This window comes from Bacillus sp. PK3-067, assembly GCF_056738645.1.
Genome location: NZ_CP096490.1, coordinates 3512441 through 3535182, shown reverse-complemented (window position 1 = coordinate 3535182; position 22742 = coordinate 3512441). Strand labels below are relative to the sequence as shown.

Sequence of the window (22742 nt, the reverse complement as noted above, 5' to 3'; positions counted from 1 at the left end):
AATTGGATGCTCTTTCTGTTTTAATCATATAGATTCATTTTCGGGCGAGGTGAAAAATTCGTCGATTTTGTCGGAAAGTAGTAATGGAATAGCTCCTTTTATAACAGAAATGTCCCAGTCCCACCATGCAAGATTCTCTAGTTTGTCAATTGTTTCTTGCGGGAAACGATATCGAATAAATTTTGCTGGATTACCAGCCACAATTGCATATGGAGGGACGTCTTTTGTAACAACACTTTTTGCACCAATAATGGCACCGTTACCAATTGTAACACCAGATAAAATGCAGGATTGATAACCAATCCATACATCATTGCCAACTACGATATCACCTTTTGAAGAAGGGTGACCAGTAATATGTGCTCCTTCATCAAAAAGTGCATTAAATGGATAAGTTGTTATCCAGTCTGCGCGATGTTCACCGCCAAGTATGAAAACGACTTCTTCTGCTAATGAACAAAACTTACCTATTTTCAATTTTGTTTCATCGTTCCAAGAAAAAATGGTTGGCCCTACTTTACTATAAGTATAATCACCAATATCATATTTATTATATTCAGGTTTTTGATTTAAATATAACATGCTTCTTCAGCCTCCTTTCTCAATTAAGTGATACGTATGGAATATTATATGCAAGATGTAGTAATGTGAACTGTATTAATAGGTGAAATGAACAAAAGGGAGTGGGATGTATGCGATACGAAATGGGTTTATATAATAAACCGTTTCAGTCAATTCGATCAGGGAAAAAAGTATATGAAGTACGCCTATACGATAAAAAACGTCAACTAATAAACAAAGACGATGAAATCGTATTTACGAATCTTAAGACAACAGAAATGATGACGGTAAAAGTAACGGAAATAAAGCGATACGAGAGCTTTAAAGCTATATATGAACAAATCGATAAAAAATTATTGGATTGTGAAAATGATAGTTTAGAGGAAATGTTAGAAAGTACATACAAAATATATACGAAAGAACAAGAAAAAGAGTGGGGAACAGTTGCGATTCGTATTGAGGTAATAAAATGATAAGAAATCGCGGAGCCGCTATCATTGTACAGGAAGGAAAAATCGCTCTTATAAAACGTATTCGAGAAGAGGAAAGATATTATGTTTTTCCTGGCGGAGGGATTGAGGAAGGTGAAACGCCTGAAGAGGCAACGAAAAGAGAGGTATACGAAGAATTAGGGGTACATATACAAGTGGAGCACCTTATTGCAAAGGTAAAATATAAAGGAAATGAATATTATTATGCTGCCTATATTACAGGCGGAGTGTTCGGAAGCGGAACAGCTGAGGAATTTCAGCTGGAAGGTAGGGGAAATTATATTCCGTTATGGCTACCGATAAACGAGTTGGAAAAGTGAATATAAAACCTTATGAAGTGGTCAGAAATATATTTAATCATTATAAAATATAACGTCTGACAACATACAAAAAAAACCATTGACATAGTCTTCTGATTTAAGTATTGTATTCGAGTATGTTTATAATCAGGAGGTTTATATGAGCAATCAAACTACTACACATCATGTGAAAATGACAACAGCGGATCCATCTGGAATTGGTCTATTTGGATTAGCGATGGTAACACTTGTAGCATCATCTCAAAAGTTAGGCTTAACAGATGGCGTTTCACTTGTATTACCGTGGGCAATCTTTTTAGGAGGATTTGCACAAATCTTTGCTTGCATTCATGATGCAAAGCATAACAATACATTCGGTACAACAGCATTCGGTGCGTACGGTCTATTTTGGCTAGGTGTTGGAATGACTTGGTTAATTCAACTTGGAGTATTTGGCGAAAAATTAGCACAAGCTGCAGATTCAAAACAGCTTGGTGTAGCCTTTATCGGATATTTGATTTTCACAATCTTTATGACAATTGGTGCAATGGAAACACATAAAGTATTATTTATGATTTTCGTCCTTATTGATTTCTTATTTATCGGTCTTTCATTAAGTACTTTAGGTGTTATGCCGCATGCAATGCATAATTTAGCAGCATATTCTGAACTTCTTATTTCATTATTATCTTTCTACGGTTCAGCTGCAGCAGTGTTAAATACACACTTCGGAAAAGTTGTTTTACCAGTAGGAAAGCCTTTTGGTATTTTTAAAAAATAATAAAAAAGCACAGATGATTGTATAGTCATCTGTGCTTTTTTATTTATTCCGCTCTTTGTGGGTTGTCTGAAAAAGCCTGATTGGTGAGGACTCATTAAACTTTCACTTTATCCCGCTATTTGCCGGGCAGTAAGCCCCCCGCCTCAAAATTCAGCGGAAACAAAGAAGTTAGGTGGGGGATGAATACCCTCACTGATTAAAGTTTCACCTTATTTGAAATAAGTAATGTGAAATGTAAATAAAAGTAGAAAAAATCAATTGAAATTGATTCTCATTATTAATATAATGAGAATGAGAATCATTTATTGTTAGAGGGGGATGCCAAAGTGGCAAAAATTTTAATAGCTTATGCAAGTATGTCAGGAAATACAGAGAGTATTGCTGATTTAATTAAAGTTAGTTTAGATGCTTTTGATCATGAAGTAGTATTGCAAGAAATGGAAGGCATGGACGCTGAAGAATTATTAGCTTATGATGGAATCATTTTAGGATCTTATACGTGGGGCGATGGTGAATTACCATTTGAAGCGGAAGATTTTCATGATGACTTAGAAAATATAGATTTAGCTGGGAAAAAGGTAGCGGTATTCGGATCGGGTGATACAGCGTATGAACTGTTTTGTGAAGCGGTAACGATATTTGAAGAACGTCTTGTGGAACGCGGTGCAGAGCTTGTACAAGAAGGGCTGAAAATTGAATTAGCTCCAGAAGATGAAGAGGATGTTGAAAAATGCAGTAATTTTGCAATTGCATTTGCTGAGAAGTTCTAAGAATGGGAGTGTCAACGTGGAGACAATGTTAAGTGCAACTGCTATTACAAAGTTAAGAGATGGAAAACTGCTGTTAGCTACTACATATAATGGCTTATTTGTTGAACAAGACGGAGAATGGAAACGAATTTTAAATGGTTTTCAAAAACGAATTAGGGATTTACATAGCGAAGATAATGTAGTTTATGGTGTAGGTGACGAAGGGATTTTTATTCGCAGTATGAATGGTGGAGAGAACTGGACAATTCAGCGTTTTCCAACAAAAGCAACGAGTTGGAATGTATGTAGCAATGTACAAGGAACTGTTGTTGCTCATGGAGAAAAAACGCTGTATCTTTCTAATAATTTCGGTTTGACATGGGAAACTATTCATCCGTTTCTTGAGTATGGCAGTGCGGCACCGTCTATTCGATCATTATTTTTATATAAACATTACTTATTTATTGGTACGAAAATACATGCTAAATATGGTGGTGTTTGGCTCTTTGATTTGAAGACACGTAAATTAAAGAGGATTAAAATTGCGATGAATCAAATGATCTCCGCGTTGACTTTACACAATTCTTATTTAGTAGCGGCAAGTGGATCGTGCAAGGGAGTTAGCGGAAATATTTCTTATTGTAAAATAGATGAAAGTATTGCAAGTGAAAAAATATATTGGCATACATGTCAAAGTGAGCAGAAAGCAAGTAGTTATTTAGACTTAAGTGTAGATCAACATGTTTTATATACAACTTCAACGCAAAATAAGGCGGGGATTAGTAGTGTGTGCCGTGTGCTTCTTGAAGAAGGTATTGTTACAGTATGTGATTCAGTTAAAGGGCACGGATGGCGCATTGTTAATCAAAAAGATGGTTATGTAGTAGCCGGATCAGGTGAATTAAAAGCAATGCAGTGGGAACAAAAAATAATTTAAGAAAAAAACTTTACTTTTATTATATTGATATGATATAGTATATTTAAACCATTTTACTTTTAATAATATAGAGATTTAAATGAGCTGTAACTTCCGAGGAGGATAGCAATGTTAAATCTCCTCAGGGGTTGCAGTTTTTTAATATCTGGCTTATTATTGTAAGGTGGTTGAAAATGAATATGTACATATAGGTACATTGTAGGAGGATTTTTTTCATGCAAAACGGTAAAGTAAAATGGTTTAACTCAGAAAAAGGTTTCGGTTTCATCGAAGTTGAAGGCGGAGAAGACGTATTCGTTCATTTCTCAGCTATCCAAGGCGAAGGCTTCAAAACTTTAGAAGAAGGTCAAGAAGTTACTTTCGAAGTAGAACAAGGTAACCGTGGACCTCAAGCTACTAACGTAAACAAGAAGTAATTTTTGAAAAAAGAAGGGCTCGCCCTTCTTTTTTTTGCATTTTTATAGATGTCCTCCTACTTACATATCATAACAAGACTGAATTTTCATTTATTTATTCGGAGTATTTTTGTATAAAGTACATGAATAAATAAATACTGAAAATAAAGTGTTTGTGTGAAAAGGAATTTAGAAAGAGGTAAATAAATTGAAAAACGCTACACATTTCATTGTGTTTGATATTGAAAGGAATTTCAGACCGTATAAATCAGAAGATCCATCAGAAATAGTTGATATCGGAGCTGTAAAAATAGAAATAGGTACAATGAAGATAATTGAAGAATTTTCGGAGTTAGTAAAACCAAGTGCACGATTAACTCGTCATACAACAAAATTAACCGGTATTACGAAAAAAGATTTAATGGGTGTAGAAAAATTCCCTCAAATTATAGAGAAATTTATTCAGTTCATCGGCGAAGGTTCTATATTTGTTTCATGGGGAAAAGAAGATTATCGCTTTCTATCTCATGATTGTACATTATATGGTGTTGAATGCCCAAGTATAGAAAAAGAAAATAGAATTGATTTGCAAAAATTTGTTTTCCAAGCATATGAGGAATTGTTTGAACATACGCCAAGTTTACACTTTGCGGTAGAACAGCTCGCTTTAACGTGGGAAGGAAAACAGCACCGTGCTTTAGCAGATGCTGAAAATACAGCAAATATACTTCTTAAAGTATATAGCGAGAGAGATATTAATAAGCGATACAAAAGACATGGTGAACTTGAACTTGTAAAAAACGGAAAACTAACAGAAAAAGCGAAAAAAAAGATGCGAAAATGGGTATTTAAAGAACTAAAGAAAAATACAGAACGCCCTTTTGAATGGAGTACATTTGAAAGTAGTGACACGTGGGAAAGTATAACGGAAAGATATTATATAAGTGAAAATACAGTAGAACTCCTGAAAAAACATTTTCGTACAGCAGTGAGAAAAGCGGAACGGCAGATTAGGTATTTGGCTGAGATGGAGGAGAATACAGAGGTTAAATGAATTTCTCCTCCGCCTCTAACTACATACATGTAATAACAGCGTATTGATATTAAATAGGCATCAACTTGTTGTTGTGATTGTGCATTATAATTGCTTTGGGAGTGTTAAGACGTAATAAGAGCTTTAAACCGTATTAATAAAATAAATATATATATAAAGAAAAGAGTGTAGTTTAATGGAAACAATCTTTAACATTTTAACTGTTTTAGTTTTTGGGATAATATTTACCACACAATTAGCATTAACTACACTTTCTTTCATAGTAAAGAAGAATTGGAAAAAACTTAATATCTCTTTAAGTTGTGGTGTATTAAAGTTTAAAATAGAAGAGTAAGATTGAGCTTTGTACAAGGGAGGTGTGATAGTGGTAGACTTGGATATTAAAGATGTCACAGTAAAGATGGAATTAAACGGTGTCTTTTGGAATGAGGATCGGATTGCTGAAATGAAGGTGACTACAAAAGAAGAGCATTCTGTTATTCTTCGTCTAGTAGTTGATTTAGAAAGTAAAACTATTAGGGCGACGAGTGCGGAAATAGTGAATGGATTCTGCCCTCTGTGCAAACAGAAAAGGGACGAATGTAGTGAACTTAATGACTTGCAAAACAAAATGGAAATTTTAGAAGAAGCCTACGATTGGGTGAGAGAACATCCGGAATATCGTTTTCAATTATCTTTTTACGAGTACAATAAATTTGAGGTAGTAAAGTGAAATTTGCATCTTAACAACTTATAGAAGGACTTGGTCAAATAGAAATATTGAAGTAGATATTTCTAATGGAAATAAGCTTGTATAACAAGGAAGGGATGTATTTGATTCTGCAACAAATGTCATCTTGCATCAAAAAAATTTGAAAATAAACATGTTTTATTATAAAGCAGAAAAATTGATTCTTAGTAGAATCGGTTTTTAATATAAACAAAAGAGCGCTTATTATAAGCGCCCAGTAACAACAGTTATATGGAAGTATTTATCCCGTAAAAGCCCGATTGGTGAGGGTTAATAATTAGTGGGGGATGAACAAAACCCCACTGATTAAAGTTTCATTTTATTCAATACCGCTCGGATCAAACGAATACTGCTGCTTATTCTCAATCCGCTCAATCACATCCTGCAGCTCATCTGGCTTCAGAAACTCAATCGGAGAGAAGCCTTTTTCAAACGTAAGTGTGTCTGCTTCAATCATAAGTACATATCGGTCATTTACCTTCGCAATATGTATTTGATCCCCGAAATCAGCAAGCAAAGCCTTCACAGAGATATGATCGGCTTTTAGTTTTAATTCCACTTCAGGAGCATGCTCGACGATTTGAGCGGTAGCTTCCATTACTTCTTCGGTTGAAAATTGTTCCATAATTTCCCGCTTCGGACTAGCAGCCCATACTTCCATCGCTTGGTCGAATTGTTCGCGTTCTTCCGTACCTTCTTCAAATACATCTTCAATTTGGTCGTATACCATGTCCATTACTTGTGTTTTCATAATTTCAGGCATAGAGCGTTCATATTCGACGAATTTTAAGAAGTCTTCAAAGTAGCGGGCATGTGATGCTTGGTGTATTTTTAGTTCGCCTACTTCAACCATACCTTCTTCAGGCATGTACGGATATTGGATAGATTTCATATTCTTTGTTGTGATGGCCATTTCAACGTTACGAATCAGTGTGGATTCATCAGAAATAGAAGCAACCTTTGGTTCGAAGTCGCATTTCATTACGAATACGAATGGGTCATCAAAGTATTTGCGTAGTTTTGCCTGAGCAATTAAAAATACACCACCGCGTACAGCGCTTGTGTCAAGATATGTATAAACGAGAGGTTCGCTCATATCTTTAAAATTGTCCTTTGTTTCTGCAAAGCGAATACGATTAAAAAGGTTGTAATGAGGGTTTGAATCAAGTTCGTGCCCTTCTTCTACAATAAAGCGACCAATTTTTGTTGGGGCTTGTTCTGTTTTTGCATGACGTTCTACTTTTCGCTTCGATATTTTTAATAACTCACCATTCAAAAATTCTTTTAAGGAACTATCTTCATATTCTTCAGCGTCTAAAGTTTGAAAATGTTTGTAGCGTTTATCAACTGCTTCACCTTTTCCTTCTACTTGTACAACATAAAAGGAAAGATAATTTATTTCAAAATCCATATTTATCACCTTGTTTCATTTCATTAACTCTTATCAGTATAGAGATGGAAAAAACTTTCGTCAATTTATATAAGGAAGGGGAAGCCCCTTCCTTTATATAATCTTTATTTTCTCGATTAAAATCCGTCTTCTAATGCTGCGAATGGAATGTTTAGTCTGTTTTCTACTGTGCGTAAACGTTGGTTTAAGCGGTTTAGTCTACGTGTATGGCGCTCAACTGTATTTTCTAGTTGACGAACTCTTTGTTCAAGCTCATTTACGCGTCTTTCTAATTGACGATTTCCAGTGCCAGGAAAAGAGATTGGAAGTTGGAATTGTCTATTTTGGTCATATGGATTCGTGTGCTCTGCTTGATCTATATAAGATTGATATTGTGTTTGTAAGTCATACTGTGGTTGTTGGTACGCATATTGATTATATGGATCATATGGATTGTAGGGATACATAATAACATCCTCCATTTCTTTAAAATAGGTTGAATTCACCATAATGTATGTGCAAAAGCGGAGTGGTGGCACGGCAAATACCTATTTATGTTGACGGGATTTCTCTTTATCCCTCTATTTGCTGGGCAATAAGACCCCCATGTCAAAATTCAGCAGAAACAAAGAAGGTCGGGATGCCCGTAAAACCCCCACTGATTACAGTTTCACTTTATAAAAAATAGCTTGAGGGTTTTTGATTTGTATTTCTTTTGCTTAATGGTATATACTGGATAAAAGAGAGAGTTTACATAAAAGTTACAATTCTATCAAACTCAAACTTTTATGTAAATATGTATAGACATTTATAAAAGAAAAGAGTAATTTATATAGAGTGAAAAATAACTTGTAACATTTTATAAACATATTGTAAAATGATTGTAACAAAACATACATAAAAATGAAATAAATACATAATAGTGATGTTGGGGAAAGGGAGAGAGTATATTGTTCCGTAAAGTAAAGGGTATATTGGTTGGGGTGTTATGTGTAGCTATAATGAGTGGCTGTGGTGCAAAAGTAAGTGATGTTGCATTGGTAAGTGATATTGGTGGGCATACTGTAGAGGCTAAAGCAGAAGTGCAGGATACTATTAGTTTAGTTGATGGTCGAACTGGTACTGAAGTGAAAAAATTAGATTTATCTAGTTTAGGCTATTTTGAAGATGAAGCGAAATTTAAAAAGTCTGTAACAAAGGTTGTTGGTGAGGTTGGAAAAAGCGTCGACAAAAAAATGGTTCCTTCACGTATAGCACCTGATGGAAGTTGGCAAGAAGGAAAACCTTCTTATGAATTAATGGAAAAAGAATTAGTAGATAAATTGTTAAATGTTGGTATGTGGGATGCTACGTATCAGTTGCCGATCGTGGAGAAAAAACCAGTCGCAACATTAAGTGATGCGCAAGGAAATGGTACGGTAATTGGTAGATATGAAACGAACTTAGGTGGTTCAACAGGTGGCCGTATTGAGAATATTCGTTTGTCAGCAGCGAGCATAAATGGAGTTGTGTTAGCAAAAGGAGACCGTTTCTCTTTTAATTCATTAATCGGTGATACAACACCAGATAAAGGATATCAATTAGGGAAAGAAATAGTTGATGGTAAATTAGTAGATGGATATGGCGGTGGTGTTTGTCAAACATCTTCAACTTTATACAATGCAGCAGATCAAGCTGGTCTGAAAATGGTGGAGAGAACTACACATTCTAAAACGGTAGGTTATGTTCCACAAGGAAGAGATGCTACAATTGCATATCCATACTTAGATTTAGTATTTGAAAATACGAATGATGCACCTGTGAAGCTTTATATGGGCATTCAGGGTGGAAAGCTAGTTGCTGAAGTACATAAAATGAGATAAGAGTTAAAAAGCCATCTTTTCTAAAAGTTAGAAAAGATGGCTTTTTATTATGAAAATAAAAATGTATGTGAATTCTGACTTTTCTTATTTACATAGGATGATTTTAGTTGTATCCTTCATAGTAACGGTTATATGTAATGGGAAAATATAGGGATAAGGAGATGAAGTTATTCATGGTAAAAATTCATCCGAAAACACGTATTGGTCATGTTGAATTTAAAGTGAAAGATTTAGAGCGTCAAATTGCTTTTTATGAGAATGTTGTAGGATTAGAGGTAATTAAGCGAGAGGGGAATAAAGCATATTTATCTGGAAAAGGTGGAAAGAACGCGTTACTTGTTCTTGAAAGGTTAGAGGACGGGGTACTGCAAGAACCGCGTACGACTGGTATATATCATGTAGCCTTTTTAGTTCCGACTCGTGAAGCTTTTGCTTCTGCGCTATTTGGGGTTCTTCGTAATAAGAATGTAATTGACAGCCCGGATGAGCAAGAAGGGCGTTATACATATTCAAATGAAATTTTACCAATTTCAAGGTTTAATAGTGCAAGTGATCATACATATAGCGAAGCTTTTTATTTGCAAGATTTAGAGGGGAATGGTATTGAAATTTATGCAGACCGTCCGCGTGATCAATGGGGAGAAGGGCCAGGAGGAAGTACACCACTTGATTTAAAAGAATTGGCAACACTCGTTGATTATGAGTTTGATGGTTTGCCTGCTAATACTGTCGTTGGGCACGTACATTTACGAATAGCTGATGTAGAGAAATCACATGAATTTTATGTGGAAACAGTAGGTTTTGAAGTACAACAGCGTGAAGAGGATTGCTTATTTATTTCAGCAGGGGGATATCATCACCATATTGGTGCAAATACGTGGAACGGAGTAAACAATCCACACCCACCAGTACATGCAACTGGGCTAAAGGTGTATACGATTGTACTACCGTATAAAGAAGCGTTAGATGAAGTGAAAGAAAGATTAATAGAAAAACAACATGAAATAAATGAAACTACAAATGGGTTTGTGGTGGTAGATCCAAGTGGTATTACAGTGCAGTTTGAAATAGAAGCAGTGTAAAATAAGCGAGAAAGTGTATAATCACTTTCTCGCTTATTTGTGATCATTCATAGCTCAATCCAATATCTTCTTACTACATTCCCATCTTCCTCAGTGAAATCATCATCACGAAGCCCGCCGTTATGTAAAATCGTTTTTTCAGAAGCGGTATTCACTGCGTCGCAAACGACAAGTACTTTCGTGATGTCTAATTCCTTCGTTTTTTCTAATGATAATGCTAGTAACTTCGTAGCATAACCTTTTCTTCTTTCAGAAGGGCGAATGCCATAACCAATATGACCGCCAGCGTTAAATAAATGTTCGGTTAAACTATGACGTATATTAACAGCTCCCAGAATTTTATTTTCATCTGTAACAAGCCAATATGTAGAGTCTGGTACCCAAGTTTCAGGGATATTTATTCCGTTATGCGCATCGAGAAGTTCTTGAACCATAGCTGGGAAGTTGGCAGGATTTTTTGAGATAACCCACGGGATCATTGTTTCACCGCTATCTTTCCATTCGTTATAGAAATCTAAGTATTCTTCTTGTAAATCAGTAGTAGGTGTAAGTAACGAGACGTTCATTGTTAGTAAGCTCCTTTATTTATGTATTTTTTATAAAAAATTATGAAACAAAATGAAAGCGTTTTCTAAAATTTCTCAACCTAATTTCATGCAATCCACCTTTGGTTTTTTAGAAAATTAGTGAAGGTTTAAAATCAGGAGTTATTTATTTTATGTTAATATTTAAAATATTAACATAAAACAGTCGGAGTATTAAGTGTATTTTAGTGGTATTCTTTCATGGTGATAAATGGATGTTTGTGATAATTTTTGTTTTATCTATCTATAATGAATGAAAGGGGGAAGTGCCCGTGAGTGTAGATTTTGATTTTATTATACGAATCGGTGTTGCTGGCTTGTTAGGAGCAATGATTGGTATTGAAAGAGAAATTCGATCGAAAGAAGCTGGATTAAAGACTCATTTCCTCGTAGCGGTAGGAAGTGCGTTAATAATGGTTGTTTCGAAATATGCCTTTTCAGATATTGTGTATGAAGAGCATACGTCTCTAGACCCAAGTCGGATTGCAGCACAAGTCGTTAGTGGAGTTGGTTTTTTAGGTGCAGGCACAATTATTATTCAAAAGCAGGCGGTGAAAGGATTAACGACCGCGGCTGGTTTATGGGCTACTGCCGGTATAGGATTAGCAATTGGAGCGGGAATGTATGTAGTAGGCATTGGAGCGACGATCCTCGTTTTAATTGGTTTAGAAATTATAAGTCGTATTTTTAAGGTGCAATTTCTATTTCCACAAAATATAACAGTGCAAATGTTTGTAAATAAACATGAAGCGATACAACAAATATTAGAAACACTACAAGTGAAAGGCATCCCAATACTCTCATATGAGGTGGAAGCTTCACAGCAAGGTACAGAAACTGTTTATAAGGTAGGAATGCAGCTGAAAAATATATCGTCAGAAGAAAAGAATGAGTTTATTCAGCATATGCAAACATTACCGGAAGTTACGTTTATAAAGTTAAAGTCATAGTGTTGAAAACGAGGATAGATGTAGCAGAAATTTTGCTATTATCTATCTTTTTTTGATCTAAAATGCACGGAAAGTCAAGCGTTAATTTTACATGAAATGAATATATGTGTGAACGTTACCTTATTTTTTCTCAATACAGGACAAAAAGTAAAAATAGTAAAATAATGGAGCGGGACACTAAAAATGTAAGGTAGGGGAGAGCATGAAAAGCTATTCAAAGAAAATGTTAGTAGGGGTAAGTTTTGCTAGTTTAATGTTAGGGAGTTTTCAAGGGGGCAGTTTGGCAGAAGATACTAAGGGAGAGCAAGTTTCTTATCGAAATGTGCTCAAAATGGAGCCAGTCGGTGTACAACTACCAGTACAAGAATTAGCTCATTCATCGAAAGTGCTCGAAAGCAAGTCTTTTGAGAAAAGGCTACAATTTGCCGATTTATCACAAAGACCACCTGAGGTGAAAAAAGAAAGTAAGCAATTAGCTGTAGCGAAAACTTATACAATTGCTGAATTAAATCAATTAAGCAATCAGCAGTTAGTAGATTTACTTGTAACAATTGATTGGGAGCAAATTACGGGGCTATTTCAGTTTAATACAGACAGTCTAGCATTCTATCAAAATGATAGTAGGATGCAGGCGATTATTGATAAATTGAAGCAGCAAGGACAAGCCTATACGAAGGATGATTCAAAAGGGATTGAGACATTAGTGGAGGTATTGCGTTCAGGATTTTATTTAGGATTTTATAATTCGGAACTTAGTAAATTAAATGAACGGAGTTATCATGATAAATGCTTACCTGCATTAAAAGCGATAGCTAACAATTCAAATTTCAAGCTGGGTACATTAGAGCAAAATAGAGTGGTATCATCATACGGAAAGTTAATAGGAAACGCTTCGAGTGATGTGGAAACGATAACATCAGCTGCAAAGATTTTTAAACAATATAATGATAATTTTTCTACATTAGTAGATAATCTTTCAGCTGGAAATGCTATTTACGATATTATGCAAGGTGTTGATTACGACATTCAATCGTATTTGTACGATACGAGGAAAGCACCGAAAGATACAGTATGGTATCAGAAAATAGATAGTTATATTAATGAACTAAGTCGTTTTGCATTAATGGGAACGATTACAGCAAAAAACGGTTGGCTTATTAATAATGGCATTTATTATACAGGTAGACTCGGTACATTCCATAGTACAGGAACGAAAGGGTTACAAGTTGTAACAGATGCGATGAAAATTTATCCGTATTTAGGGGAGCAATATTTCGTAGCTGCTGAGCAAATCGCAACGAATTATGGCGGAAAAGATGCAAATGGTAAAGTGGTGAATTTAGATCAAATAAGAGAAGATGGAAAGAAAAAATATTTGCCAAAAACGTATACGTTTGATGATGGGGCAATTGTTTTAAAAGCTGGAGATAAAGTGACAGAAGAAAAAGTAAAACGTTTATATTGGGCGGCAAAAGAAGTGAAGGCACAATTCCATCGTACGGTTGAAAGTGATCAACCTTTAGAAAAAGGAAATCCTGATGATGTACTAACGATGGTTATTTATAATAGCCCAGCAGAATATCAATTTAATCGTCAATTGTACGGTTATGAAACGAATAACGGTGGTCTTTATATAGAAGGAACAGGTACGTTCTTTACTTATGAGCGTACGCCAGAAGAAAGTATTTATAGTTTAGAAGAATTATTCAGACACGAGTTCACGCATTATTTACAAGGTAGATATGAAGTACCAGGGTTATGGGGACAAGGGAAAATATATGAAAATGAAAGATTATCTTGGTTTGAAGAAGGGAATGCTGAATTTTTTGCAGGGGCAACGAGAACGGATAATGTTGTACCGAGAAAGAGTATTATAGGAGGATTATCTTCAAATCCAGCAGAGCGTTATACGGCAGAGCGAACGTTAAATGCAAAGTATGGAACGTGGGATTTCTATAATTATTCCTTTGCTTTACAATCGTATATGTACAATAAGAGATATGATATGTTCGATAAAATACATGATCTTATTAGGAAAAATGATGTAACAGCATATGATGCATATCGCTCTACATTAAGTAAAGATGCGAATTTAAATAAAGAATATCAAGACTATATGCAAATGCTAGTTGATAATCGTGAGAAGTATAATGTGCCATTAGTATCAGACGATTATTTAGCGAATCATGCATCGAAGCCAGTTTCAGATATTGCAGCAGAAATAACAGCGGAAGCAAAATTGAAAAATGTATCAGTGAAGAAAAATAAATCACAGTTCTTTAATACATTCACACTACAAGGAACATATACAGGAACTGCAGCAAAAGGAGAATATGAAGATTGGAAAACAATTACACAAAACGTTAATGATACGTTAAAACGTTTAAGTGTAAAGGAATGGACAGGCTATAAAACAGTAACAGCATACTTCGTAAATTATCGCGTGAATGCATCAGGACAATTTGAATATGATGTTGTGTTCCATGGTATTGATACGGAAGAAGGGGCAGAGAATAAAGCACCAGTTGCGGTTATAAACGGTCCGTATAGTGGAAATGTAAATGAAGCAATTTCATTTACAAGCAACGGATCAAAAGATGAAGATGGGAAAATTATTTCATATAAATGGGAGTTTGGTGATGGAGCAGTAAGTAATGAGCAAAATCCAACTCACGTATATACAAAAGAAGGAGCGTATACGGCTAAATTAACAGTAACAGACGATAAAGGAGCAACTAATACTGCTACAGCGACTGTAACTGTTCAAAAGAAAGAAGATAACAGTGTAGAAAAAGAACCGAATAACTCATTCCAAACAGCAAACAAACTGCAGTTAAATCAAGTTTTACGTGCTAGTTTAGGAAATGGCGATACAAGTGACTTCTTTGAAATTAATGTGGAGAATGCTAAAAACCTTCAAATTAACGTAACGAATGAAAATAATATCGGAATGAACTGGGTACTTTATTCTGAAGCAGATTTAAATAATTATGTTACGTATGCTCAGCAACAAGGGAATAAACTAGTAGGTAGTTACTACACGTATCCAGGGAAGTATTATTTACATGTGTATCAGTATGGTGGTGGAACAGGGAATTATACGGTGGAAGTGAAGTAGTAAAAAGGGAGTTGTCTTTTTCAATGAATGGCACAAGGTCTGTACTTTAATGAAAAAACAACTGCAGGAAATGTCCCTAATGATAATAACAAATTAAGTATCGCGAGATATTATATTTACATTAAACAAATCTAATCAGTAAATGAGATAAAATCGATGAACTAGTATTTCATCACGATGTAAGAAAAGTTATAAATATTAAGTGTTTTTAATTGAATTAAACTAAAGGATCAGAGTATATCTGTAACAATAGATAAGATCTGATCCTTTTATGTAATTAACTAAATAGAAAATTGTTATCACGTTAGCAAGGGATACTAATAGAAAAACGTGTCCCTTTACCTAATTCACTCTCTATCTCTATATCTCCGTTTAATTCTCTAATAATACTATAAGCAATCATAGTACCAAGCCCAGTTCCTTTTTCTGTTGTTGAATAGAATGGCAAAGCAATTCGTTTTATTTGTTGAGATGACATCCCAATTCCTGAATCAATAATATCAATTATGATATTTTCTTTTACTTTTTGTATATTTATTTGTAATAATCCACCATTTTTCATAGCCTCAATTCCGTTTTGGATGATGTTGTTTAGACAGAGTTTGAATTTTTCGGGGTCCCCATTTATATAAAAGGAATCTGTACTATTTTGTTTGATTTCAACTTTGTATGACAGAGCGAGTGGTGAAATAGTATCTTTCACCTGATTTAAAATGTGATTAATATCTATTTTCTCTTTTAGGGTGTTCTGTGGTTTGGTTAAAGATAAATAGTTATTAATAGTAGATTGTATTTGCTGCATTTCAATTAACATGATTTCTAAGTATTGCTCCTGAGATAGCTTAGAGGCATGTTTTTCATTTAATAATTGAGTGAATCCATGTACCGTGGTTAGTGGGTTGTGGATTTCGTGTGCAATTGACGCTGCTAGTTCGCTAGCTATATAAAATTTTTCAGCCCGTTGCAGTTTTTCTTTCATTTTATATTTCTCAATCATTTCCTCTATAAAATAAACTGATAATAATACTGTGAAAATATTAATGACTATATAATTTAATAAAAATTCTATGAGAGTAGAGTCTATTTTACCTCCTGTATTTATTTGAGTTACAATACCGCAAATAGAAAGTGAAGCTGTACATACTAAAATAAGAAGTAAGCTTAATAATATCTTTTTTTCTTTAAAATACATAGGTAATAAGTAACGAAAGAGCATTGTTATACCCAAAATAATAGTGAAGATAATAAATGATGGAAGAACGCCATTTCCTCCTAAGTAAAACCGGTAAGAAAGATATAAAATTCCTATAAAAACAATGTTTTTTGTATTTCCATATAGAAAAACTAATATAATAGGAATAAAACGTAAATCATAAATAAATCCCACATGTAAATGAAAAGGAAAAGTCATACAAAAAATAATAGCAATGGAGGAAAGGATAGAAAATAACATATTATTACATGTTATTTTTTCTTTAAACTCTAGCCAGAGTACGTGATAGCTAAGGATACAAATTATTATAATAAAGGTATTTAATAAAAGAGTAGAAATTCCCATAGTTTTGCATCTCCGATAGTTTGTAAGTAGAATTATGTATGAGTTGGACAAAGATGTTTAGTATTAGTAGACTTTTTATCTAAAAAGGAAGGGTACTTGAAAAGTGCTGTTATATTACTCGTATTAAAATCGATAAGGAAAATAGAAAAAATAATAGATAAAAAATCTATTTAAATTCATGTGCATATGAAATTATAAACTAACTTTTGTATAGGTAAAATTGGGATTGAGTTACTGATAAAATAAGGTTCTTTAAGTATGAATATTCTGTGAAAATGATATGTGTGGTGACTCCTGTTTTGTAGCCTTCGTTATATTAACATGGAATATATCAAATTACAAAGTGAAATTTTAGAAAAATTTTATTAGTACATTTTATCTGAAATAGAAATGCTATTTATTTGAGTATTTTGGTACTTCCTCGTATAAAACTTTGTTAGAAAAAGATTTTAAAATTTATAAGTTTTTTATGAAGTGTAATATTGTAGCTTTATCTATGTGGCTTTCTCAATAACTATTAAGGCAGAAAGTTAAAATATATAGGTTTATAGATATGAATTATTACATAAAAACGCACTTAAAAAAGGATGTATGATGGTAATAGAATACAAACATCAAGGGGGAACTTAAAATGAAGTTAAATAAACTAGTGCTTAGTTGTGGAGTAGTTTCAGCATTAACACTTGGTGTGTTAGGGAATAATACTTATGCTGAAGAAGTACACAAAACGAATGATCCAATTCATGTAGTTGAACATGTTTCTGCAGACTTATTATTAACCCAAACAATGGATTATAGTGGCGAGGCTGTAACTTCTTTCGTATATGATGGGAGTACTGACTTAAGCTTTTCTATGAAAAATAATGGTCAAAATACAATGGGATATAGTGTAAAAGGTCCAAATACAGAGCTAATTGTTGGTGGTTATATAAAACCTGGAGAACAACAAATTAATGTTACAAATGTACGGAATGCTTTATCTCCATTGCCGAATGGAACATATAAAATTTACGTTTCAAATGATGATGGTTCTAAGGGGCAATTCCAAGTTTCAGTAAGATCTATGAATTAACTTTAAAACGCTTTGTTTTTAAGTTAATTTAATCTTTACTTATTGGAAAGAAGCTAAAGTGAATTGAGAATTACCGATAAAAATGAAAACGAGCACCTTATCTAATTGTGAGAGGGTGTTCGTTTTTTGCTATTAAACAGAAAATAATTATAAATATATTTTGATATTCCCATTGCTAACCTACTAGATTGTGTCAACTAGAGAATGTCTACTATAAAACATATTAAAATAAAGATGATGTAACATTCCGCTAAATTATATGGGGAGATAGAAAAACCACCCTTATATGAGTGGTTTTAGTAATTATTTTTAGGTTATACATTTAAAATTAGGCTAAGTTATAGAAATAATAAACATTTAATCCGTTGTTATTATTTTGGTTCTGGATAATGATTGTAGTATGAGATTCTAATAAATTCTTGGTAGACATTTGTTAATTTTGCATCTCTAAGAGCATCGTTGAATTTTTGCATACGTACACTCCCTTGAGCGTAGCCTCCACCTGGAGTATAAGGGTTTCTTGCTTCAAAGTCATCCAAAAATACTTTTAATTTTTTATAGTCTTGAGATTGATAGAAAGCCACGGCCTCTTCAGGAGTGACATCAAAGTAAGAGGATGACGTTGAGTTATAAGAAGCTGCTTGAGCAGTAGGTGCCTCTAGCATAGTTGCAGCTCCACCGAACATAGTAAGCGCCATAGAAGATACAATAATTTTTTTAAACATAATAAAACCTCCATGTAGAATATTGGATTAATAGTAACCCTGTAATCATTATAGTTACAGTGAAAATGATTATCAAATGCAATATTGCATAATATATTCCGCTATTTTGGGGCAGTAAGACTCCCGCCCAAAAATTCAATGAAAGCAAGGAAGTTAGATGGGAATCGGGAGGATTAAAGTTTCACTTTATTCTTTGAACGAGAAGTCACCTTTATATTTAAATGGAGGAGTGTAATAGATTAGAAGAGGTGTATAAGTTACTCAGGTTAACAAGAAAATGAAGAAGATATTTTTAATAGGGGAAAGCTTAATAACTGGAGTAAAGGAATTGCTATTTATATATTTAACATACATATTTGTCTTTTAAATTGTAGGCGTGTTTTAGAATTTGTATATAGTAAATTCGTTAAAAAACTTGATAAATAATAAAATGTGTAAATTTTTTGACTATTTTATTAAAATTATTTAATATTTGTAATTTATTGTTTTATAATGATAAATGGGTCGATCGTGAATGTTTTAGATATTGCGATATATACTCGGATTAATTTATTCTAGGGAGGTTACAAAATTGGGTAAGAGAGTCATTATAAGAGTTTTTACATTATTATCAGTACTGGCATTATTCCTTAATGTATTTTTACCTAGGGCTAGTGCAGAGGTTATGACGCATGAGAAATATTCAATGGACTGGAGTTATAGTAATAGTCTAGGTAAGTACATTCGCACTGAAATGATTAAAAATTCAAGTGGTCAAATTGCTTATTGCTTAACCCTTGGATTAAAATCACCAAATGGTGAAGATCTTCCTGAAATGGGGAAAACAGATAATGTAGTATATAGAGTCTTATTAAATGGTTTCCCGCAAAAAAGTGCTGAACAGCTGGGAGTAGCTAATAAAAATGAAGCGCATTATGCAACGCAACTTGCGGTTTGGAATGCATTAGGTCAACTCGATGTAAATGAATTAAAACATGAGAATAAAAATGTTGAAAAAGCAGCTAAGGCTATTATTAGTAATGCTAATAATAGTGAAGAGACTCAAGATGTTTTTATGAATGTGATTCCTGCTGAAAAGCAAAAAGCAGAATTAAAGGGTGAATTCTTCGAAACAAATCTATATTCAGTACAAACAAATGCTAAGAGTGGTTCTTATAAGGTAGTAGCGAAAAATGCACCTAATGGAGTTAGAATTGTAAGTGAAAATGGAGAAGTGAAAGATCAGCTTTCAGTTGGAGAAAAATTTCGTATCCAAATTCCTAAGAATACAAAAACGGGTGAATTTAATTTAAGTGTTGCTGCTAATTTAACTAAAGTTCAAGCAATTGCTTACCGTGGTACGGATACTGTTCAGAATGCTACGGTACTATTAGAGAGAAATGAAGAAAAGCTTAGTAGTGATCTTGCAGTAAATTGGGAAGCAGCTGGTTCTTTAAAAATTAAAAAGGTTGGAGAAAATGGAGAAGTTTTAGCTGGTGCAGTATTTGAGGTCTTTAATGTAAATAATGAATCAGTCGGAAAAATCACGACTGGTGCTGATGGTATGGCAGAATTAAACAACTTACCAATTGGTACTTACACATTAAAAGAAATTAAAGCACCAACAGGCTATGTTTCAGATGATAAACCACAAACTATTGAAGTTAAGACAGGAGAAACAGGAGCTGTCCAAATAGTAAATAACAAAGTAAAAGGTAGCATCGAAATTAAAAAGCTTAGTGATTCAGGAAAGATTTTACCAAATGTTGAATTCACAGTCTTCACTGAAGATGGAAAAGAAGTGAAAAAAGTAGTAACAAAAGAAAATGGAATTGCAAACGTTGAAGGTCTTACGTATGGTAAATATTATTTCTTAGAGACAAAAACACCTAATGGATATATTGGAAATAAAACAAAGTATCCTTTTGAAATTAAAGAGCACAATAAAACACTTACTTTTACAGTGGAAAATACCGAAGTGAAAGGTAGTGTAAAATTACTAAAAGTAGATAATGAAGATATTAGTAAAAAATTAGAAGGTGCAGCATTCGAGCTAAAAGATGCAAGTGGAAAAGTAGTTGGGGAATATAAGACAGATAAAAATGGTGAGATTAACGTCAAAGATTTAGCGTATGGTAAATATTCATTTGTAGAAAAGGCTTCTCCAAATGGTTACGTTCTTGTTAAAGAACCGATTATGTTCGAAATAAAGGAACATGGAAAGATTATTGAGCTATTGGCAGTTAATCATCTTATCAAAGGTGATCTAGAAATTACAAAGGTAGATGTAGCTGATGGAAATAACAAGCTTCCAAATGCAGAATTTACGATTTATAACGAAGCAGGAAAAGAAGTAGTAAAAGGAAAAACAGACGATAAAGGAATCGCTAAATTTGAAAAGTTACCATTTGGAAAATACACATATAAAGAAACTGTTGCACCAAAAGGTTATGTATTAAATGAAGAAACGTTCTCTTTTGAAATTAAAGAGAATGGTCAAATCATTAAACACATTGTCAAAGATGAAAAGATTCCTTCAATAGAAACAAAAGCTACTGATAAAACAGATGGTACAAAAGAAATGCACACGTCTAAGTCTGTAACAATCCAAGATAAAGTGGAATACAAAGACCTACAAGTAGGCAAAGAGTATACTTTAAAAGGTAAATTAATGAATAAAGAGACTAATAAACCATTAGTTGTAAATGGTAAAGAAGTAACTGCTGAAACGAAGTTTACACCAAAAGAAGCAAATGGTTCTATTACACTAGATTTCACTTTTGATGCAACTGGTTTAGAAGAAAAAGAAGTAGTAGTATTCGAAGAGTTATTGAAAGACGGAAAAGTTGTTACGACACATGCTGATATCAATGATAAAGGTCAAACAGTTAAGTTCGTTAAGCCATCAGTAAAAACGACAGCAACAAACAAAGCTGATGGTTCTAAAGAGTTAGATGCTTCTAAATCTGTAACAATCCAAGATAAAGTGGAATACAAAGACTTAATCGTGGGTAAAGAGTACGTAGTAAAAGGTAAACTAGTGGATAAAGCAACAAACAAGCCATTATTAGTTGATGGTAAAGAAGTAACAGTAGAATCTAAGTTTACTGCTAAAGAGAAGAATGGTTCTATCACATTAGACTTCACTTTCAATGCTTCTGCATTACAAGGTAAAGAAGTAGTAGTATTTGAAGAACTGTATCAAGATAATATATTAGTAGCTATTCACGCTGAAATTGAAGATAAGGGACAAACAGTGAAATTTAAAGAGGGAAAATCGGAACAACCAAAACCAGAACAGCCAAATTCAGGTAAAAATACGACAACACCAGAGCAACCTAACGAGCAAGTAAAAGAACAACCACAACTTAAGAAAGAAATTCAATCTAAAATTGGATGGTTACCGCAAACAGGTACTAATCTTACAAGTTGGATCTCTATGGCTGCAGGAGCATTACTGTTAATTGTTGGTGGAGTGATTTTCTTAAAACGTAAAAATGCATAGAAATTAAAAAATAAGCACATCTGTTTTTATAACAAGATGTGCTTATTTTTATCATTTTAGCCAAGAAGACTCCTATATTTAAGCGTGAATGGCATTTAAAATAGCAACTTTATTTGTAGTAAATAATACATAATTTTGTTTTACTGTTTTAATTAAAATACGGTCTGTTGTCCCATAAGCTGTTCCAATACGTATTACATCTACTTCTTCAACACCAGCATAGGTAGCATCTTCGGTAACCTCAATCACATCACGTAATGGAATTGTAATCTCCGCCAATTGCCATGAAATAATTAACTCTTCATTTGTTTTTTTTACATTAATGCCTAGCATTATACCAAGACCCTTCAATAATAATATGCTACACTTCTAATCTTATTATATAAATTTTTAGATTTTTTATCTATATGTAGGAATAGAATTTATTTATATCTGTGAGCATTTTAATGATGTCAAACAAATAGAAGGATATACAGTCTTTCTGTTAAGAACTATATATAAACAAAAACAGACTTTAGAAGAATATATGGATCTACGAAAATAGAATTGAAGAATTAAACTGGCTATCAATAGACGTGAGATTGTAAAGGGCAGGGGATATAAATTAAGGTGTTTTTTAATTTTTTTGGTGAAGAGGGAAGGTATCCCTCTTCTTTTTTCATTCCTTGTAAAATTTGAGGATGTCTTAAGGGAGTGAAAAGATGGATTGTGTGGGTGTATTAATAAAGGCTACTTTAGGTGGCTTCTAGAGATGTTTTTTGAGGGAATACAATATTATAAGTTGTAGTATTCATTGCAGCAATTGACTATAGTATAGGAGCATTCACGTTGGGATATAACAGAGAATTATAGAGTAAAGTAGGATTCAAAAGCATTGTTAAAAATGTGGTTATTATAAGTTGTTTTTCTATCAAAATAAT

20 protein-coding genes and 1 pseudogene are annotated in these 22742 nt (G+C 33.5%); 14 read left to right on the top strand and 7 right to left on the bottom strand.

The genetic code is table 11. The annotated features are described in order from the left end of the window. Positions 1-24 precede the first annotated feature (24 nt). Positions 25-582 (bottom strand): CatB-related O-acetyltransferase, encoded by a 558-nt coding sequence (locus tag M1D73_RS18150; protein WP_000966303.1) that lies wholly within the window; start codon positions 580-582, stop codon positions 25-27. Positions 583-692: 110 nt separating this feature from the next. Here M1D73_RS18150 and M1D73_RS18145 point away from each other — a divergent pair, with 110 nt between their 5' ends. The 8 genes and pseudogenes from M1D73_RS18145 (at position 693) to M1D73_RS18110 (ending at position 5979) form a co-directional block, all read left to right on the top strand. After that, the gene (locus tag M1D73_RS18145; protein WP_001268367.1) at positions 693-1034 is read left to right on the top strand and encodes an ASCH domain-containing protein; all 342 of its coding nucleotides are present in this window, start codon (positions 693-695) and stop codon (positions 1032-1034) included. Beyond that, positions 1031-1425, top strand: a pseudogene (locus M1D73_RS18140) (NUDIX hydrolase). The gene M1D73_RS18145 and the pseudogene M1D73_RS18140 overlap by 4 nt, the downstream one beginning before the upstream one ends. 86 nt (positions 1426-1511) lie before the next feature. After that, entirely contained in the window at positions 1512-2132 is a 621-nt protein-coding gene (locus M1D73_RS18135) for an acetate uptake transporter (protein WP_000070938.1), read from the top strand. 326 nt (positions 2133-2458) lie between these two features. After that, positions 2459-2902, top strand: a complete 444-nt coding sequence (locus tag M1D73_RS18130; RefSeq protein ID WP_001062752.1) for a flavodoxin — start codon at positions 2459-2461, stop codon at positions 2900-2902. A gap of 16 nt (positions 2903-2918) precedes the next feature. Next, a complete protein-coding gene (locus M1D73_RS18125) occupies positions 2919-3818 on the top strand; it encodes a WD40/YVTN/BNR-like repeat-containing protein (protein WP_000449496.1) in 900 nt (299 codons plus the stop codon). A gap of 215 nt (positions 3819-4033) precedes the next feature. After that, a complete protein-coding gene (cspB, locus tag M1D73_RS18120; protein WP_001179150.1) occupies positions 4034-4234 on the top strand; it encodes a cold shock-like protein CspB in 201 nt (66 codons plus the stop codon). Positions 4235-4421: 187 nt separating this feature from the next. Next, positions 4422-5267 (top strand): exonuclease, encoded by an 846-nt coding sequence (locus M1D73_RS18115; protein ID WP_000786414.1) that lies wholly within the window; start codon positions 4422-4424, stop codon positions 5265-5267. 364 nt (positions 5268-5631) lie between these two features. Continuing rightward, positions 5632-5979 (top strand): hypothetical protein, encoded by a 348-nt coding sequence (locus M1D73_RS18110; protein WP_000227983.1) that lies wholly within the window; start codon positions 5632-5634, stop codon positions 5977-5979. A 337-nt stretch (positions 5980-6316) separates the two neighbouring features. On the opposite strand, the gene M1D73_RS18105 is transcribed toward M1D73_RS18110, so the two are convergent. Next, positions 6317-7408 carry a DUF3900 domain-containing protein gene (locus M1D73_RS18105; protein ID WP_000345034.1) on the bottom strand — a complete coding sequence of 364 codons (1092 nt, stop codon included), beginning with the start codon at positions 7406-7408 and terminating at the stop codon, positions 6317-6319. Between the two features lie 116 nt (positions 7409-7524). Continuing rightward, the gene (locus tag M1D73_RS18100; RefSeq protein WP_000283715.1) at positions 7525-7854 is read right to left on the bottom strand and encodes a hypothetical protein; all 330 of its coding nucleotides are present in this window, start codon (positions 7852-7854) and stop codon (positions 7525-7527) included. 483 nt (positions 7855-8337) lie between these two features. Between M1D73_RS18100 and M1D73_RS18095 the strand changes: the two genes are divergently transcribed. Together M1D73_RS18095 and M1D73_RS18090 are read left to right on the top strand one after the other, a co-directional pair. Then, positions 8338-9249, top strand: coding sequence for a VanW family protein (locus M1D73_RS18095; protein ID WP_000488973.1), 912 nt, complete (start codon positions 8338-8340; stop codon positions 9247-9249). A gap of 137 nt (positions 9250-9386) precedes the next feature. Then, positions 9387-10331 (top strand): VOC family protein, encoded by a 945-nt coding sequence (locus M1D73_RS18090; protein ID WP_121868208.1) that lies wholly within the window; start codon positions 9387-9389, stop codon positions 10329-10331. A 47-nt stretch (positions 10332-10378) separates the two neighbouring features. Here the strand turns inward: M1D73_RS18090 and M1D73_RS18085 are convergent, their stop codons facing one another. Continuing rightward, positions 10379-10897: a GNAT family N-acetyltransferase gene (locus tag M1D73_RS18085; protein WP_086692785.1), complete on the bottom strand. Its 519-nt coding sequence runs from the start codon at positions 10895-10897 to the stop codon at positions 10379-10381. Between the two features lie 290 nt (positions 10898-11187). Here M1D73_RS18085 and M1D73_RS18080 point away from each other — a divergent pair, with 290 nt between their 5' ends. Both M1D73_RS18080 and colA read left to right on the top strand, forming a co-directional pair. Beyond that, a complete protein-coding gene (locus M1D73_RS18080) occupies positions 11188-11865 on the top strand; it encodes an MgtC/SapB family protein (RefSeq protein ID WP_481157931.1) in 678 nt (225 codons plus the stop codon). A gap of 202 nt (positions 11866-12067) precedes the next feature. Continuing rightward, positions 12068-14983, top strand: coding sequence for a collagenase ColA (gene colA, locus M1D73_RS18075; protein WP_000844553.1), 2916 nt, complete (start codon positions 12068-12070; stop codon positions 14981-14983). A gap of 304 nt (positions 14984-15287) precedes the next feature. Here the strand turns inward: colA and M1D73_RS18070 are convergent, their stop codons facing one another. Then, a complete protein-coding gene (locus M1D73_RS18070; protein WP_000513034.1) occupies positions 15288-16541 on the bottom strand; it encodes a sensor histidine kinase in 1254 nt (417 codons plus the stop codon). A gap of 631 nt (positions 16542-17172) precedes the next feature. Here M1D73_RS18070 and M1D73_RS18065 point away from each other — a divergent pair. Next, positions 17173-17613 (top strand): hypothetical protein, encoded by a 441-nt coding sequence (locus M1D73_RS18065; protein ID WP_000773522.1) that lies wholly within the window; start codon positions 17173-17175, stop codon positions 17611-17613. A 371-nt stretch (positions 17614-17984) separates the two neighbouring features. Here M1D73_RS18065 and M1D73_RS18060 read toward each other — a convergent pair whose 3' ends face one another. Next, complete coding sequence (locus tag M1D73_RS18060) at positions 17985-18338, bottom strand: hypothetical protein (protein WP_000473483.1); 354 nt, start codon at positions 18336-18338, stop codon at positions 17985-17987. Positions 18339-18909: 571 nt separating this feature from the next. On the opposite strand from M1D73_RS18060, the gene M1D73_RS18055 reads away from it, so the two are divergent. Further along, positions 18910-21822, top strand: a complete 2913-nt coding sequence (locus M1D73_RS18055) for a VaFE repeat-containing surface-anchored protein (protein ID WP_121868209.1) — start codon at positions 18910-18912, stop codon at positions 21820-21822. Positions 21823-21900: 78 nt separating this feature from the next. Here the strand turns inward: M1D73_RS18055 and M1D73_RS18050 are convergent, their stop codons facing one another. After that, complete coding sequence (locus M1D73_RS18050) at positions 21901-22155, bottom strand: SunI/YnzG family protein (protein ID WP_000900695.1); 255 nt, start codon at positions 22153-22155, stop codon at positions 21901-21903. Positions 22156-22742: the final 587 nt, after the last annotated feature.

Excerpts from the sequence above, each read along its gene's own strand:
- M1D73_RS18145 (WP_001268367.1), top strand. The coding sequence starts at position 693 with ATGCGATACGAAATGGGTTTATATAATAAACCGTTTCAGTCAATTCGA.
- M1D73_RS18105 (WP_000345034.1), bottom strand. The coding sequence starts at position 7,408 with ATGGATTTTGAAATAAATTATCTTTCCTTTTATGTTGTACAAGTAGAA.
- M1D73_RS18090 (WP_121868208.1), top strand. The coding sequence starts at position 9,387 with ATGGGAAAATATAGGGATAAGGAGATGAAGTTATTCATGGTAAAAATT.
- colA (WP_000844553.1), top strand. The coding sequence starts at position 12,068 with ATGAAAAGCTATTCAAAGAAAATGTTAGTAGGGGTAAGTTTTGCTAGT.
- M1D73_RS18085 (WP_086692785.1), bottom strand. The coding sequence starts at position 10,897 with ATGAACGTCTCGTTACTTACACCTACTACTGATTTACAAGAAGAATAC.
- M1D73_RS18065 (WP_000773522.1), top strand. The coding sequence starts at position 17,173 with ATGAAGTTAAATAAACTAGTGCTTAGTTGTGGAGTAGTTTCAGCATTA.
- M1D73_RS18100 (WP_000283715.1), bottom strand. The coding sequence starts at position 7,854 with ATGTATCCCTACAATCCATATGATCCATATAATCAATATGCGTACCAA.
- M1D73_RS18135 (WP_000070938.1), top strand. The coding sequence starts at position 1,512 with ATGAGCAATCAAACTACTACACATCATGTGAAAATGACAACAGCGGAT.
- M1D73_RS18070 (WP_000513034.1), bottom strand. The coding sequence starts at position 16,541 with ATGGGAATTTCTACTCTTTTATTAAATACCTTTATTATAATAATTTGT.
- M1D73_RS18150 (WP_000966303.1), bottom strand. The coding sequence starts at position 582 with ATGTTATATTTAAATCAAAAACCTGAATATAATAAATATGATATTGGT.
- M1D73_RS18060 (WP_000473483.1), bottom strand. The coding sequence starts at position 18,338 with ATGTTTAAAAAAATTATTGTATCTTCTATGGCGCTTACTATGTTCGGT.
- cspB (WP_001179150.1), top strand. The coding sequence starts at position 4,034 with ATGCAAAACGGTAAAGTAAAATGGTTTAACTCAGAAAAAGGTTTCGGT.
- M1D73_RS18050 (WP_000900695.1), bottom strand. The coding sequence starts at position 22,155 with ATGCTAGGCATTAATGTAAAAAAAACAAATGAAGAGTTAATTATTTCA.